Here is a 13,863-nt window from a genome sequence, read left to right on the forward strand (position 1 = left end):
CCGCCGAGGGCCCCTTGTGGGTGACTCTGTCCGGTATGACCACCGAAGCTGATGTGCTTCTCCGGCTCGCCGGCGAGATCGACGACCTGGGGCGTCGTCTCGCCGTGGTGGGCTCCGAACTGCGTACCGTCCAGGCTGAGCTGCCGAAGCCGGCCGAACAGCCGAAGCCGGCCGAACAGCCGAAGCCGGCCGAACAGCCGAAGCCGGCCGAACAGCCGAAGCCGGCCGAACAGCCGCAACCGCACCCAGCGCCGCCGCAGCCTCAGCAGGCTCAGCAGCAGCCCTGGCCGCAACCGCCGCCGCAGCAGATGCCGCCGCCGTGGCCCCAGAACCCCTGGCAGCCGCCCCAGCAGCACTACGTCCCGCCGCCGTCCCCCTACCTGCCCGCCCCGCCGCGGCAGACGCTGGGCGAGAAGCTCGGCAAGGAGGGCGCGGGCAGCCGCGTGCTGGCCTGGGTCGGCGGTGCCGTGACGCTGCTCGGCGTCGTCCTGCTGCTCGTGCTGGCCGTCCAGCGGGGCTGGCTCGGGCCGATGCCGCGGGTGCTCGTCGGTGCTGCCTTCGGGCTCGCGCTGACCGGCGCCGGCGTCTGGCTGCACCGCAAGCCCGCCGGTCGCACCGGGGCGTTCGCCCTCGCCTGGACCGGCATCGCGACGTTGTACCTGGACGTCGTCGCCGCGACGTCGCTGTACGACTTCCTGCCGGTGCTCGCCGGGCTCGCCGCGGGCCTCGCGGTCGCCGTCGGCGGGCTGCTCGTGGCCCTGCGCTGGGAGTCGGCGCTGCTGGCTTCCGTCGTCGTCGTCGGCTGTGCGGTGTGCGCGCCGATGATCACCGGCGGGTTCACCCCCGAGCTTGTCGCCTTCCTGCTGATGGTCCAGCTCGCCACGGCGCCGGTGCAGCTGCGCCGCGACTGGTCGTCGCTGACCCTCGCCGCCGGGGTGCCGCCGCTGTTCGCGTCCGTCATCACCACGGCGGTGGCGCACGGCAGCTGGCCGAACACCGCCGCCGCGCTGGGTGCGGGCGTCCTCGGCGTCGCGCTCGCGCTGATCGTCCTTCGCCGCCGCGAAAACGACCCCGCCGCGCTTTCGGTGCTGGCGACGGCGGTCGTCCCGACGCTGGTTGCGGCGCTGCTCCTGCCCAAGGTCCAGGCCGTGCCCGTCGCGGCCGGTGCCGGGGTCGTCCTGCTGGCCGTGTGGGCGGCGCGCCGCTGGTGGCCGGGACTCGCCGGGCAGCTGGCCGGGCTCGCCGGCCTGCTGGCGATCCTGCAGGCCACCGTCACGCAGTTCGACGGAGCTGCCCGCGCCGCGGTGCTGCTCGGCGAAGCGCTGCTGCTCGTCGTGGCCGCGGTGGGCGGGCGCAACAAGTTCGCGCTGGGGGCCGCGCTCGGCTTCGCGACGATCGGTGGCCTGGTCGGCGTGTTCTTCGACGTCACGCCCGCTTTGCTGATGGTGTACCGGGTCCGGCCGGCCGGCGACGTCGCCGGCGCGCTCGCGGTCGCCCTGCTGATCCTCGCCGTTTCGGTCGCCCTGCCGTGGGCGGCGGTGCGGCTGGCGGTCTTCCGCGGGCCGGCCGACGACCTGCCGATCTGGCTCGTCGCCGGGGTTTCCGCGCTGTACGGCGCCGCCGGGGTCGTGCTGTGCGGGTCGCTGCTGGCCGTCCCCGGCCGCACCGGCTTCCTGCTCGGCCACGCGCTGATCACGGTGTCCTGGACGATCGCGGCGCTCGTCCTGCTGCTGCGCGGGATCGCCGTCGTCGGGCTGCGCGTGAGCGGGCTGGTCCTGGTCGGCGCGGCGGTGCTCAAGCTGGTGCTGTTCGACCTGTCGGCGCTGGACGGCCTGGCGCGGGTCGGCGCGTTCCTCGGCGCCGGGCTGGTGCTGCTCGCGGCCGGGGCGCGGTACGCCCGGCGCGTCGCGTCGCACTGATCGCCGGAACGAGCGCGGGAAGAATTGTCGGTGCCTCGTGGTTACCTGGGTCACCAGCCCGACGACCAGGGGGATGTACCGATGGCAGAACCGAAACTCGCCGACCGTGCCGCGGAGAAGATCGGCTGGCTGACCACTGTCACGCCGAAGGGGCGGCCCGCGCCGCGGCCGGTGTGGTTCGTGCTCGACGGCGACGACGTGGTGGTGTTCAGCAAGCCGGACACCGCGAAGCTGCGGCACCTCGAGGCCAACCCCGAGGTGAGCTTCCACCTCAACGGCAACGAAGCCGGCGGCGCGATCCTCGTCGTCAACGGCAAGGCGCACGTCGAGGCGGGGGCAGCGTCGGAGGCGCCCGGCTACCTCGACAAGTACGGCCCGTCGTACGCCGGCATCGGGTTCGAGACGCCCGAAGCCTTCGACGCCGTGTACTCCGTCCGCATCCGCTTGGTGCCCGACCGCTCCTGGGGGTGGTGAGGGTCAGTCCACAGTAGACAGCTCGATCCGCATGACCACGCGTCGCGGCGTGGGGTGGCTGACCTCCTCGAAGCCCGCGTCGGCGAACACCTGGCGGGCGCCGACGTGCAGCTCGCCCCAGGTGATCTCCTTGCCCGGCTGGGTGATCATCGGGTACGCCTCGAGCGCGCGGGCCCCGCGTTCGCGGGCGAAGCCGATGGTGGCGCGGGCGAGCGGGTAGGTGAGGCCGCGGCCGCGGTAGCCCTTGCGGACGGCGAAGCACGTCACCGCCCAGACGCCGTCGTCGTCCTTGTCTTCGGCGCGGCCGGACCACGGGACGCGCGAGCCGCGCAGCTTGGGGTAGGCGGTCCGCGGCTCGACGGCGACCCAGCCGGCCGGTTCGCCGCCGGCGTAGGCCACGAGCCCGCTCGTCGCGGTGCCCGGCTTGCCGCAGGCGGTCTGGGTCCGCAGCATGGCGGTGCGTTCCTCTTGTGTGGAGTCGCGCCAGATCCAGCCGGCGACCTTGAACCGCTGGCACTGGCAGCGGCCGGGGTAGTCGGCGGTCCCGAAGATCGCGACGAGGTCGTCCCACGACGCTTCGTTGGCGGGGACGATGGTGACGTCTTCGACCGCCGTCACGCCGGCGCGTCCTCGCCCACCAGGCCGTCCACGGCTTCGCGGAGCAGGTCGGCGTGGCCGGTGTGGCGCGCGTACTCCTCGATCATGTCCAAGATGATCCGCCGCAGGTTCGGGGTCCGCCCGTCGGGCCAGGTGAGGTGCCCCGGCTGACCGGCGTCGCCCTCGGCCACCGCGGCGGCGACCATCGCGCGCGACCGGGTGACCGCGGCGTCCCAAAGGGCGTAGAGCTCCTCCGGGCTGTCGTCGGCGGCCGTCTGCCACTCGCTGCCCGGTTCGGCGGTGTCCCACGGCGGTCCGATCGGCTCGCCGCGCAGCTGCACGGCGAACCACTCGGCCTCGACGAACGCGAGGTGCTTGAGCAGGGCGCCCAGCGTCATCGTGCTCGCCGCGGTGGTGGCCCGGAGCGCTTCCGCGTCCAGGCCCCCGCACTTCCAGGCGAAGGTCCGTCGGATGCGTTCGAGGGTGCTGAGCAGGGAGTCGAGCTCGTCGCCGTCGACCACGAGCGTCGCGTAGGTGTCGGTCATGGCGGGGGAGCCTAGGATCCATTCCGGACGATCCACTGCCGGAATCGAGAATCCTCATGGCGGCCGACACGAGCCCGACGGCGCGGGCCCTGCGCACCCTCGAACTCCTCCAGGCCGGTCCGGGGATCACCGCCGACCGGCTCGCCGGCAAGCTCGGCGTCTCCGAACGCGCCGCCCGGCGCTACATCGGCATCCTGCGCGAGGCCGGCATCCCGGTCGTGTCCGTCCGCGGGCCCTACGGCGGCTACCGGGTCGGGCGCGGGCTGCGGCTGCCGCCGCTGACCTTCAGCCCCGCCGAGGCCCTCGGGCTGGTCATGGCGGTGCTCGACGGCCACCACGAGGCCGGTGATCCCGCCACCCTGGTCGGCAGCGCGCTCGGCAAGATCGTGCAGGCCCTCCCCGAGCCGGTGGCCGCGCAGGCCGAGGCCGTCCGGCGGACCGCCGCGCCCGCGCCGGACGCCGCCGCCGCGCGGCCCGACCCCGATACGACCGCCGCCCTCGTGCACGCCTGCGCCGAGCACCGGCGGGTCCGGCTCGGCTACCGCTCCGAGGCCGGCACCGCATGGACCGCCGACGTCGACCCGTGGGCCGTCGTCGTCCGCCACGGGCGCTGGTACCTGCTGTGCCGCAACCACCCGAAGGACGCGCGCCGGGCGTACCGGATCGACCGGGTCCGTGGCGTCGACGTCCTGGACGACACCTTCGAGCCGCCCCGGGACCTCGACCCGGTCGCCATGATCGAGGAACACCTCGCCGTCGGCTGGGAGTACGACACCGAGGTCGTCATCGACGCGCCCCTCGACCGGGTACGCCGGTGCCTGCCCCGCGCCGTCGGGCGGCTCGAACGCATGGACGACGGGACGACCCGCTTGAGCGGCAGTACCAGCAACCCCGGCTGGTACGCCGAGCAGCTCGCCCGGATCCCGGCGCCGTACCGGATCGTGCGGTGCCCCGAGCTCCGGGAGGCCGCGCGCGTCCTCGGGCAGCGGCTGCTGGCCGCCACCAACGGGTGAATCCGGCAAACTCCACGTATCGTTTTCCCGTGACGGAACACACCGGCGAAACCCGCAACGAGCAGCTGACGCGCAACATCGGCGAGCTGCTGCAGGAGCTGCGGGTCGCGCAGGCCGGCGTGCAGATCCTCTTCGGCTTCCTGCTTTCGGTCGTGTTCACCGACCGGTTCCACGACGCCAGCGGGTTCGAGAAGTCGCTGCACCTGTCCGCGGTGGCGCTCGCGGTGGCGGCGACGGCGCTGCTGACCGCGCCCGCGGCGTGGCACCGCCTGCTGTTCCGCACGGGCAGCCGGGAGCGGATCCTGACCGTCGGCAACCGGCTCGTGCTGGTCGGCCTGGTCTGCCTCGCGCTGGCGATCACGTCGACGGTCGCGCTGATCGCGAAGGTGGTCTACGGCGAGATCGCCATGATCGTCATGGCTGTGCTCTGCGTGCTGCTCTTCGGGCTGCTCTGGTTCGTCATGCCGCTGCGGCTCAACCCGACGGACGACGTTCAGCCGACGGGTCCGCCCAAGTAGAGCGTGTCCTCCTGGACGAAGCAGAGCGGGTTGCCGAACGGGTCGTCCGCGTAGAAGGAACGTTCGCCCCAGAACTGGGTTTCGATCGCGTCGTCCATCCAGCGCGGTCCGGCGAGACGCACCCGCTGGAACGTCTCGTCGGCGTCTTCGACCGCGAGGTAGACGATCCGCGGGTCCCGCTGCGGCCGCGGTTCGCGGTGTTCGAACGGCGCTTCGACGCAGGCGAGCACGACGTCGCCGCAGGTGAAGTAGTGCCGGTTGACCGCGATCCGTTCGCCGCGGTGGCCGAGGACCTGCTCGTAGAAGGCGACCGCGATCTCGATGTCGTCGACGGGCTGGATCAGCCGGAACACCCGGGGGCCGCTCATGCGCGCACAGTACCGCTGCACATTCAGGCGCGGATAGGGGGCTTGACAGCGGGTGGACAATAAAAAATCGACGTGCCCTCCGAGATAAACAGGAAGGCCCATCGAATGTAGCTTCAGTCTAACCGCTGTGAGGGGAATTTGTCAAACCAGGGGTACGACGAGGAATTGCGGGCCGAACGCGCGTACGTCACGGGGTTGTACGCGCGCCTGGACCGCGAACGCGAACAGGCTCGGGCGCGCTACCGCGGCGCGCTCGGGGAACCGGGAACCACGCTGGTGGAGCGGGATGCCGACGTGCACGTCCGGGCCCGGGAGACGGTCCGGCTGAACGTCGCCGACAACGGGCTCTGCTTCGGCCGGTTGGACGCCCTTTCGGGCGAAACCAGCTACATCGGGCGGATCGGTCTCTTCGACGGGGAAAACGACTACGAACCCCTTCTCTTGGATTGGCGGGCGCCGGCGGCGCGGCCGTTCTACGTCGCCACCGCGGCGACGCCGGAAAACATGCGCCGCCGCCGTCAGTTCCACGCACTCGGGCGCCGGGTCGTCGAATTCACCGACGAGGTCCTCGGCCGGCCCCACTCCGAGGGTTTCGGGGCCCAGGCATGTTTCAGCGAGCGCGGGGACGCGGCGTTGCTGGCCGCGGTCAACGCACCCCGCGGCGAGGGCATGCGGGACATCGTCGCGACGATCCAGGCCGAGCAGGACGAGATCATCCGGCTCGGCCACTCGGGGGTGCTGGTCGTCGAGGGCGGGCCCGGCACCGGCAAGACCGCCGTCGCGCTGCACCGGGTGGCCTACCTGCTCTACACCCGGCGCGAGCGGATGTCGCGCACCGGCGTGCTGGTGGTCGGGCCCAGCCCGCTGTTCCTCGACCACATCGGCCGCGTGCTGCCCTCGCTCGGTGAGTCGGACGTCGTCTTCCTGACCACCGCTGACCTCGTGCCCGGGCTGCGCGTCACCGCCGAGGACCCGCCGGAGGTGGCGAAGCTCAAGGGGTCGCTGAAGATCCTCGACGTGCTGGCCGCCGCGGTCGCTGACCGGCAGAAGGTGCCCGACGGACCGGTGCCGGTCGAGCTGGCCGACGTCACCGTGGCGCTCGACGCCGGTATCGCGGCCGAAGCCCGGCTCGAAGCGCGCCGGTCCGGGCTGCCGCACAACGAGGCCGGCGCGGTCTTCCGCGAGCACGTCGTGGCGCTCCTCGCCGAGCGTGCCGTGGCCGAGATCGGCGAAGGCTGGCTGACCCGGGAGGACCGCGGGGCGTGGGCCGACCTGCGCACCGATGTCCTCGACGAGCTGGCTGACCACGAGGGCCTCGACGCCGCGCTCGGCGCGCTGTGGCCGGAGTTGACGCCGGAGACGCTGCTGGCGCCGCTCTACATGTCGCCGCGCCGGCTCGAGGCCGCCGGCGCCGATCCGGCGTTGTTCCGCGCGGACGGCGCGGCCTGGACGGTGTCGGACGTGCCGCTGCTCGACGAGCTGGTCGACCTGCTCGGCCGGGACGACTCGGCCGAACGGGCCGCCGCGCGCCGCCGGGCGGAGGAGGACGCGGAGTACGCCGAAGGCGTCATGGACCTCATCAAGCTGGACCGCGAGGAACAGGACGAAGACCTCGGCCTGGTCGCCACCGATCTGCTCTACGCCGAGGACCTGGCCGACCGGTTCGTCGAGCGCGACCCACGTGACCTCGCCGAACGTGCGGCCGCCGACCGCGACTGGACGTACGGGCACGTCGTCGTCGACGAGGCACAGGAACTGTCCGAAATGGACTGGCGGGCGCTGATGCGGCGGTGCCCGAGCCGTTCGTTCACGATCGTCGGCGACTTGGCGCAACGCCGCAGCGCGGCTGGGGCGACGGCGTGGGGGCCGGTGCTGGCGCCGTACGTCGCCGACCGGTGGGTGTACCGGGAGCTGACCGTGAACTACCGGACCCCGGCGGAGATCATGACCGTCGCCGGGGCGCTGCTCGCGAAGTTCGCACCGGGCGCGCGGCCGCCGGAATCGGTGCGGGCGTCCGGGGTCCGGCCGTGGTCCAGACGAGTCGCGGACGGCGACATGCGGGACGCCATCGACGATTTCGCCCGCGACGAGGCCGGCCGCGAAGGCACCAGTGTCGTCATCGGCCCGCCCGGCGTGCCGGGCACGGTCCCGGCGTCGGCGACCAAGGGCCTGGAGTTCGACGCCGTTCTCGTCGTCGAGCCGGAGCGGATCCTGGCCGAGGGCGCGCGCGGCGCGGCCGAGCTGTACGTCGCGCTCACCCGTGCCACGCAGCGCCTCGGGGTGCTGCACCGGGATCCGCTCCCGGCCGCGCTGGCCGGGCTCGCCGAAGCGGGCACGCTCGCCCGGGCCGGCCACCGGCGGTTCCTGTAGCGGCTCGTGAGTGAGAAACGGTGTTCCAACGCTGTTTCTCACTCACGAGGGGCTACGCCGTGAGCCGGCCCCACGCGTAGTTCTGCTTGGCCAGCTTCAGGTAGACGAACAGCTCGGTCCCGGACACGCCGTCGATCTTGCGGATCTCCTCGCCCAGCACTTCGAGCATGTGGTCGTCGTCCCGGCAGACGAGTTCGGCCAGCAGGTCGTAGCGCCCGGCGCACAACACGACGTAGTGCACGTTCGGCAGTTCGGACAACTTGTCGGCGACCGTGCGCGGATCAGCGCCGTCGACGCTGATCCCGACCATCGCCTGCCTGGTCAGATCGACGTTGGCCGGGTCGGTCACCGCGACGATCTGCATGAGGTCGTCGCGCAGCAGCCGTTGGACGCGCTGGCGGACGGCTCCCTCCGAAAGTCCGACCGCTTTCGCGAGCGCGGTGAACGATGCCCGGCCGTCCTGCTGCAGCAGGTCGATCAGCGATCTGTCCGTGGTGTCCAGTCCGCGCGCACGTGAATCTTCACCCATGCCGTCCCTCCCTGTGTTTCGGCATGTGATTTGTCAAGTGCGCAGCGTATCGAGACCTGACCAGAAAGCGAGACCCCTGCGCCAGCTTCACGTGATCCGGCGCCAGGATCGTGATTTGCCGAGGATTCGGTGGCTGTGGAGGAAATTCACGAGTCATTCCGAGGCGGTTTGCGAGCCCGCGCACCGCCGATCTAGAACCAGGTGTCCAAGGCGACGTCGAGGGGACCTTCGCCGGCCCAGGCGATGACGCCGTCCGGCCGGAGCAGCAGCGGACCGGTGTTCGCCACGGCCACGACGTCGATGCGCGGATCGGGCCGGTGCCCGGCCGTCAGCAGGAGGCCGCGGCCGGTGCGGGTGTGTTCGTGCAGCCGGGTCGTGCGGCCGGCGCCGTCGACGAGCTCGAGGTCCGGGCAGTGCTCGCCGACCGGTGCCGGGGCGGGGTAAGGGAAGTCGTAGCGCTCGCGCACACCGGACAGGAGGTCCGCGAAGTACCGGTTCGCCTCGGGTAGGTCCAGCACTTCGCCGACGATCTCGCGCAGCGCGTCGACGTGTGGTCCGGGTGCCAGCAACGCCGACTGCGCACGCGTGTTGCGTAGCACCGCCTCGCCGGCTGGGTGCCTCTCGCGCGTGTACGTGTCGAGGAACGCTTCGGGCTTGTCGCCGCGGAGGACGGTGCCGAGCTTCCAGCCGAGGTTGGCCGCGTCCGGAATGCCGAGGTTGAGGCCCTGGCCGCCGCTCGGCGAGTGCACGTGCGCGGCGTCGCCGGCGAGGAAGACGCGGCCGCGGCGGTAGTCGTCGGCCTGGCGGGCCTGGTCGCCGAACCGCCGCGCGTCGTGGATCTCTTCGACGACGACGGTCGTGCCGGTGACGCGTTCGATGCTCGCGGCGAGCTCGTCCGCCGTGACTTCCGGTTCGGCACCGGTCGCGGGCTCGGTGACGCCGGCCATGCTGCCGCCCTGCATGAAGGAGCCGGTGGGGTAGCGCCCGCTCGGCGGGACGTCACCCGCGAACCGGACGCGTCCGGCGATGGTGTGCAGCAGCGCCGGCGTGCCGGGGAAGCCGAACCCGGCGAGCTTCCGGACGCTGCTGCGGCCGCCGTCGCACCCCACGAGGTACTTCGCGCGCCACTCGCGTCCTCCCGCCGTGGCCGTGACACCGTCCACATCGGACTGGATCGCGGTGACCTCGTGGTCGCGCAGCACCCGGACGCCCTCGGCGTGCTTCGCGAGGACGCGTTCCAGCTCCGGCTGCCAGATGTTGGTCCGCGGCCGGCCGGCGTCCGGGACGATCTTGAAGATGTTCGCGAAGTGGCCGCGGGTGCTGCCGTGGTCGCGGGCGAGGTCCTTCGTGCCCTCGGCGTCGGCCTCGGCGAGCTGGTCGCCGAGGCCTCGCCGCCAGAGCGCTTCGGTGGCCAGAGTGCCCAGCCCGCGGGCCTTCGTCTCTTCGGACGGCGTCGCCAGCCGTTCCAGGACCAGGGGTTCGGCCCCGGCCAGCTTGAGCTCCGCGGCGAGGAACAGGCCCACCGGACCCGCGCCCACGACGATCACGTCGGCATCCATGCTTCTCCTTAACTTGTTAAGGGCTAGGATGGCCTTAACAAGTTAAATCGTCAAGGAGGAGCATGGCGCTGGAAGTCGGCGACGCGGTGCGCGTCGCACTGAAACTGCTGGAAGACGAGGGTCTCGACAAGCTCACCGTGCGGCGGCTGGCCACCGACCTCGGCGTCAAGGCCCCCGCGTTGTACTGGCACTTCCGGAGCAAGCGCGCGCTGCTCGACCACATGACGGACGCGATCGTCGCGCCGGTCGTCGCCGGGCTGCCCGACGGCGGCCCGTGGCTGAAGTGGCTCGAAGACGCGGGCTTCGCGCTGCACACGGCGTTGCTCGCGCACCGCGACGGCGCCCGTGTCGCGCTGGGGGCCGACCTCACCGTGGCCCGTGCGCTCGGCGAGCTCGCCGAGCGCACGGTCGGGGTGCTGCACGACGCGGGTTTTCCGCTCGGCGAGGCCACCCGCGCGGCCGGGGTGCTGGTGCACTTCGTGCTCGGCCGGGCCGTCGAAGACCAGACCCGGCTGCCGCCTTCCGAAGAGGCCGCGGTGATCGCGGCCGAGTCGTTCCCGTTCCCGCTGATGGCTCGTGGCCTGCGAGAACGGGCCGGATCGACGGTCGAAGAGGACTTCCGATACGCGCTCGGCGTGCTGCTCGCCGGGCTCGACTCCGTCAGTGCCCAGGCCTAGCCCAAGTCGCGGCGGCTGAGGTCCTCTTCGGTCTCGCGGCGCACCAGCAGCGTCGCGACGCCGTCGCGGACCCCGACCAGCGGCGGCCGGCCGACCTGGTTGTAGTTCGACGCCAGCGAGTGGTGGTACGCGCCGGTGCACGGCACGGCCAGGAGGTCGCCCGCGTGCAGGTCGCCGGGCAGGCTGATGCCGTCGGCGAGGACGTCGCCGGATTCGCAGTGCCGGCCGACGACGGTCATCGGGACGCGCTTTTCCCTCGATCGCCGGCCGACCAGGCGGGTCGTGTAGCGCGCGCCGTAGAGCGACGGCCGCGCGTTGTCGGTCATCCCGCCGTCGACCGCGACGAACGTGCGGCTGCCGCGTTTGACCGCGCACACGCGGTACACCGTGATCCCGGCCGGCCCGACGAGCGCCCGGCCCGGCTCGATCGTCAAACGTGGCAACGGAAAGCCGTGCGCCGCGCACTCGTAGGCGAGCGCCACGCGCAGCCGTCGCGAGTAACCGCCGAGGTCGAACGCGGGCTCGCCGCCGACGTACGGCACCGCGTGCCCGCCGCCGAGGTCGAGCTCTCGCAGCGTGACGCCGTGGGTGTCGCGGATCCGGACGAGCACTTCGGCCATCCGGCGCGCCGCGGCCTCGTACCGGTCGATGCGGGAGACCTGCGAGCCGATGTGGCAGTGCAGGCCGATGAGGCGCAACCCGGGTTGTGCGAGAACGGCTTTCGCGGCGGCGTCGACGTTGTCGGGAACGCCGTCGAGCAGCGAGAAGCCGAACTTCTGGCCCTCGGTGCCGGTGCTGATGGCCGCGTGCGCGCCGGCCGCGACGCCCGGCGTCACCCGGATCATCACCTGCTGCGCGCCGTGAGCGAGCGCGCCGAGCTGCTCGATCTCGTCGAGCGAGTCGACCACGATCCGGCGGACGCCGTACTCGAGAGCGGCCTTCAGGTCTTCGGGCGTCTTCGCGTTGCCGTGCAGCAGCATGCGCTCCGCGGGGAAGCCGACTCCGCGCGCGACAGCGATCTCGCCCGCGGAGCAGGTGTCAAGCGACAACCCCTCTTCGGCGACCCAACGCAGTACGGACCGCGTACACAACGCCTTGCTCGCGTACGCGACTTCAACGTCCGGCAGCGCGCGCCGGTACTCGCGCGCGGTGTCGCGGACCTGCTGTTCGTCGATGAGGTAGGACGGCGTCCCGAAGCGGGCGGCGAGGTGGCTGACCTTCGCGCCGGCGAAGAGGAGCTCGCCGTCTTCGCCGAGTCGGGTGCTTCGCGGCCAGACTCCTGGCTCGAGGTGGTCGGCGGCTTCGCAACCGAGGCTGGGAAGAAGCTCGCTGAGCGTCACGGGGTGCCTCCGGGCATCTCGGCGGATCTGACCCCGTCAGGACACCGCTGTGTCCGTCGGGGTGGATCACCCGTGAACGCTCCGCTGATGGGTTCGCGCCGGCCGCTTACTCCTTATTTACGGGCGAGTAACTTCGGCCACACCCCGGTTGACCTGGGCGGAGCCGCAAGGACGGCCGCCCCGTCGTGGCGAGGTGCTTCCGCCACGACGGACGTGCTGCCGGTCAGCGCACGGGCTCCGGGACGGTGTCGAGCTCGTGCACCATGCGCACGGCCAGGGCGAGAGCCTTCGAGTCGCCGAGCTTGGTGTCCTCCATGACGATCTTCTTCACGCGGTCGACACGTAGCTCGTAGCGGGTGGGGGAAGTGATCGGTGCGGTCATTTTTCGGTCCTCTTCTGCTCTTCGAAGGCTGTCGACGTGTGGCTCTTGTGGCCCCGGGGACCTTCCGGGCTCTGGTGGTCCTGCACGGTGCCGCACACACAGCCGCGGTCGGTTCCCTGGGCGTTCGCGGTCGCGGCGCAGTAGCGGCGGGCGATCGCGTCGTGCGTGCCGAGCGGGTGCGGGCAGTTCGGGCACTGCGTGCCGGAGCGGGGCACCTCGGGCGCGTCCGGCGTCGGGGCGGTCACGCCGCCACCTCGGCCGTGCGCCGCCGCAGCGGTTCGCCCGCTTCGTGCAGGTGCTGCAACACGTACCCGTAGGAGCGTGCCCAGCCGCACTGGGCGTAGGAGATCCCGTGCCGGGCGCAGAAGTCCCGGACGATCACCTGGGCGTGCTTGAGGTTCGGCCGGGCCATGCTCGGGAACAGGTGGTGCTCGATCTGGTAGTTCAGGCCGCCGAGGGCGAAGTCCACCACCGGGCCACCGCGGACGTTGCGCGACGTCAGGACCTGCTTGCGCAGGAAGTCCAGCTTGTGCCCGGTCGTCAGCATCTCCATGCCCTTGTGGTTGGGCGCGAACGAGCAGCCCATGTACAGCCCCCACAGGAACTGGTGCACGAGGATGAAGATGATCCCGGTCAGCGGCGAAAGCACGATGAACACCGCGGCGAGGTAGGCCGCCAGGTGGGCGATCAGCAGCGCGGACTCCAGCTTGCGCCGGCGGATGTCCTTGCGCAGGACGGCTTTCACGCTCGAGACGTGCAGGTTGAGGCCTTCGAGCAGCAGCAGCGGGAAGAACAGGAACGCCTGGTACTTCGCCATCCAGCGCAGGAAACCGCGCTTCTGGGAACTCTGCGCCTTGCTGAACGCGAGTGCGGCGATGTCGACGTCCGGGTCTTCGTCCTCGTGGTTCGGGTTGGCGTGGTGGCGCGAGTGCGTGCCGACCCACCAGCCGTAGCTCAGCCCGGTGAGTCCACCGTGGACGAACCCGGTCGCGTCGTTCGCCTTGCGGCTGCTGAAGATCTGCTTGTGCCCGGCGTCGTGTCCGATGAACGACAGCTGCGCGAACATCATCGCGAAGAACGCGGCGAGGAACAGCTGCCACCACGAGTCGCCGAGGAAGACGAACGCGACCCAGCCGCCACCGAAGGCGGCGAGGTTGAGCCCGATCCGCACGGCGTAGTGCCGACGCCGTCGCTGGAGGAGGCCGGCGGCCTTGATCAGCCGGGACAGCTCGGCGAAATCACTGCCCGACGCGGCCGGGGTATCCGGAATTTGGGTAGAAGTCATCGCGTCACCGCTCTGGCTAAGTCGTTGAAGGCTTGTCCAGCAACGGTTTCCGTCCCCGACTGGGTCCGGGTCCGGTCCGGGAAAAGGGCACTGGGGCCTGGTCGCGGTGGTACCGCGTCCTCACCCAAGCCTCTCACTCCACCGCGCTGATAGCAATTCCCCGCCGGTTGCCGAAGAGGTGTACAGTCAGCCACAGCGGGATGAAGGTGATCTACCACACACCCGTGACCTTCCGGCCGGATCGCTCCGACCGGGGACAGGAGCCGAGTCCGGGTCCGGAACCCGCT

Annotated in this window: 15 protein-coding genes; 6 read left to right on the forward strand and 9 right to left on the reverse strand. The window is 71.6% G+C overall.

Annotated elements, in window-relative coordinates:
* The first annotated feature begins 35 nt into the window (after positions 1–35).
* Together AB0C38_RS04260 and AB0C38_RS04265 are read left to right on the forward strand one after the other, a co-directional pair.
* Positions 36–1,919: a DUF2339 domain-containing protein gene (locus tag AB0C38_RS04260; RefSeq protein ID WP_360666195.1), complete on the forward strand. Its 1,884-nt coding sequence runs from the start codon at positions 36–38 to the stop codon at positions 1,917–1,919.
* A gap of 81 nt (positions 1,920–2,000) precedes the next feature.
* Positions 2,001–2,393: a pyridoxamine 5'-phosphate oxidase family protein gene (locus AB0C38_RS04265; RefSeq protein ID WP_360666198.1), complete on the forward strand. Its 393-nt coding sequence runs from the start codon at positions 2,001–2,003 to the stop codon at positions 2,391–2,393.
* A gap of 3 nt (positions 2,394–2,396) precedes the next feature.
* On the opposite strand, the gene AB0C38_RS04270 is transcribed toward AB0C38_RS04265, so the two are convergent.
* Both AB0C38_RS04270 and AB0C38_RS04275 read right to left on the reverse strand, forming a co-directional pair.
* Positions 2,397–3,011 (reverse strand): GNAT family N-acetyltransferase, encoded by a 615-nt coding sequence (locus tag AB0C38_RS04270; protein WP_360666201.1) that lies wholly within the window; start codon positions 3,009–3,011, stop codon positions 2,397–2,399.
* A complete protein-coding gene (locus AB0C38_RS04275) occupies positions 3,008–3,535 on the reverse strand; it encodes a DinB family protein (protein WP_360666204.1) in 528 nt (175 codons plus the stop codon). Before AB0C38_RS04275 ends, AB0C38_RS04270 begins: the two co-directional genes overlap by 4 nt.
* 56 nt (positions 3,536–3,591) lie before the next feature.
* On the opposite strand from AB0C38_RS04275, the gene AB0C38_RS04280 reads away from it, so the two are divergent.
* Positions 3,592–4,548 carry a WYL domain-containing protein gene (locus AB0C38_RS04280; RefSeq protein WP_360666207.1) on the forward strand — a complete coding sequence of 319 codons (957 nt, stop codon included), beginning with the start codon at positions 3,592–3,594 and terminating at the stop codon, positions 4,546–4,548.
* Positions 4,549–4,577: 29 nt separating this feature from the next.
* The gene (locus tag AB0C38_RS04285) at positions 4,578–5,066 is read left to right on the forward strand and encodes a DUF6328 family protein (protein ID WP_360666210.1); all 489 of its coding nucleotides are present in this window, start codon (positions 4,578–4,580) and stop codon (positions 5,064–5,066) included.
* Here the strand turns inward: AB0C38_RS04285 and AB0C38_RS04290 are convergent.
* Positions 5,042–5,434, reverse strand: coding sequence for a VOC family protein (locus AB0C38_RS04290; RefSeq protein WP_360666213.1), 393 nt, complete (start codon positions 5,432–5,434; stop codon positions 5,042–5,044). The two genes, AB0C38_RS04285 and AB0C38_RS04290, sit on opposite strands and share 25 nt — an antisense overlap.
* Before the next feature lie 138 nt (positions 5,435–5,572).
* Between AB0C38_RS04290 and helR the strand changes: the two genes are divergently transcribed.
* The gene (helR, locus tag AB0C38_RS04295; protein WP_360666216.1) at positions 5,573–7,804 is read left to right on the forward strand and encodes an RNA polymerase recycling motor ATPase HelR; all 2,232 of its coding nucleotides are present in this window, start codon (positions 5,573–5,575) and stop codon (positions 7,802–7,804) included.
* Between the two features lie 52 nt (positions 7,805–7,856).
* Here the strand turns inward: helR and AB0C38_RS04300 are convergent, their stop codons facing one another.
* Positions 7,857–8,333, reverse strand: a complete 477-nt coding sequence (locus AB0C38_RS04300) for an Lrp/AsnC family transcriptional regulator (protein ID WP_360666219.1) — start codon at positions 8,331–8,333, stop codon at positions 7,857–7,859.
* Between the two features lie 191 nt (positions 8,334–8,524).
* Positions 8,525–9,892 carry an FAD-dependent monooxygenase gene (locus tag AB0C38_RS04305; RefSeq protein ID WP_360666221.1) on the reverse strand — a complete coding sequence of 456 codons (1,368 nt, stop codon included), beginning with the start codon at positions 9,890–9,892 and terminating at the stop codon, positions 8,525–8,527.
* Between the two features lie 62 nt (positions 9,893–9,954).
* On the opposite strand from AB0C38_RS04305, the gene AB0C38_RS04310 reads away from it, so the two are divergent.
* Positions 9,955–10,569, forward strand: coding sequence for a TetR/AcrR family transcriptional regulator C-terminal domain-containing protein (locus AB0C38_RS04310; protein ID WP_360666224.1), 615 nt, complete (start codon positions 9,955–9,957; stop codon positions 10,567–10,569).
* On the opposite strand, the gene lysA is transcribed toward AB0C38_RS04310, so the two are convergent.
* From lysA to AB0C38_RS04330, 4 genes are all read right to left on the reverse strand, one after another.
* Positions 10,566–11,909, reverse strand: a complete 1,344-nt coding sequence (gene lysA / locus AB0C38_RS04315; RefSeq protein WP_360666227.1) for a diaminopimelate decarboxylase — start codon at positions 11,907–11,909, stop codon at positions 10,566–10,568. The genes AB0C38_RS04310 and lysA overlap by 4 nt on opposite strands.
* A 223-nt stretch (positions 11,910–12,132) precedes the next feature.
* Positions 12,133–12,291 carry a DUF6307 family protein gene (locus AB0C38_RS04320; protein WP_360666230.1) on the reverse strand — a complete coding sequence of 53 codons (159 nt, stop codon included), beginning with the start codon at positions 12,289–12,291 and terminating at the stop codon, positions 12,133–12,135.
* Positions 12,288–12,536 carry an RGCVC family protein gene (locus AB0C38_RS04325; protein WP_360666233.1) on the reverse strand — a complete coding sequence of 83 codons (249 nt, stop codon included), beginning with the start codon at positions 12,534–12,536 and terminating at the stop codon, positions 12,288–12,290. Before AB0C38_RS04325 ends, AB0C38_RS04320 begins: the two co-directional genes overlap by 4 nt.
* On the reverse strand, positions 12,533–13,576 hold the full coding sequence (locus tag AB0C38_RS04330; RefSeq protein ID WP_360666235.1) for an acyl-CoA desaturase: 1,044 nt from the start codon (positions 13,574–13,576) through the stop codon (positions 12,533–12,535). The genes AB0C38_RS04325 and AB0C38_RS04330 overlap by 4 nt, the downstream gene beginning before the upstream one ends.
* Positions 13,577–13,863 lie beyond the last annotated feature (287 nt).

Origin of the sequence: Amycolatopsis sp. NPDC048633 (assembly GCF_040650695.1) — a bacterium.
GTDB lineage: Bacteria > Actinomycetota > Actinomycetes > Mycobacteriales > Pseudonocardiaceae > Amycolatopsis.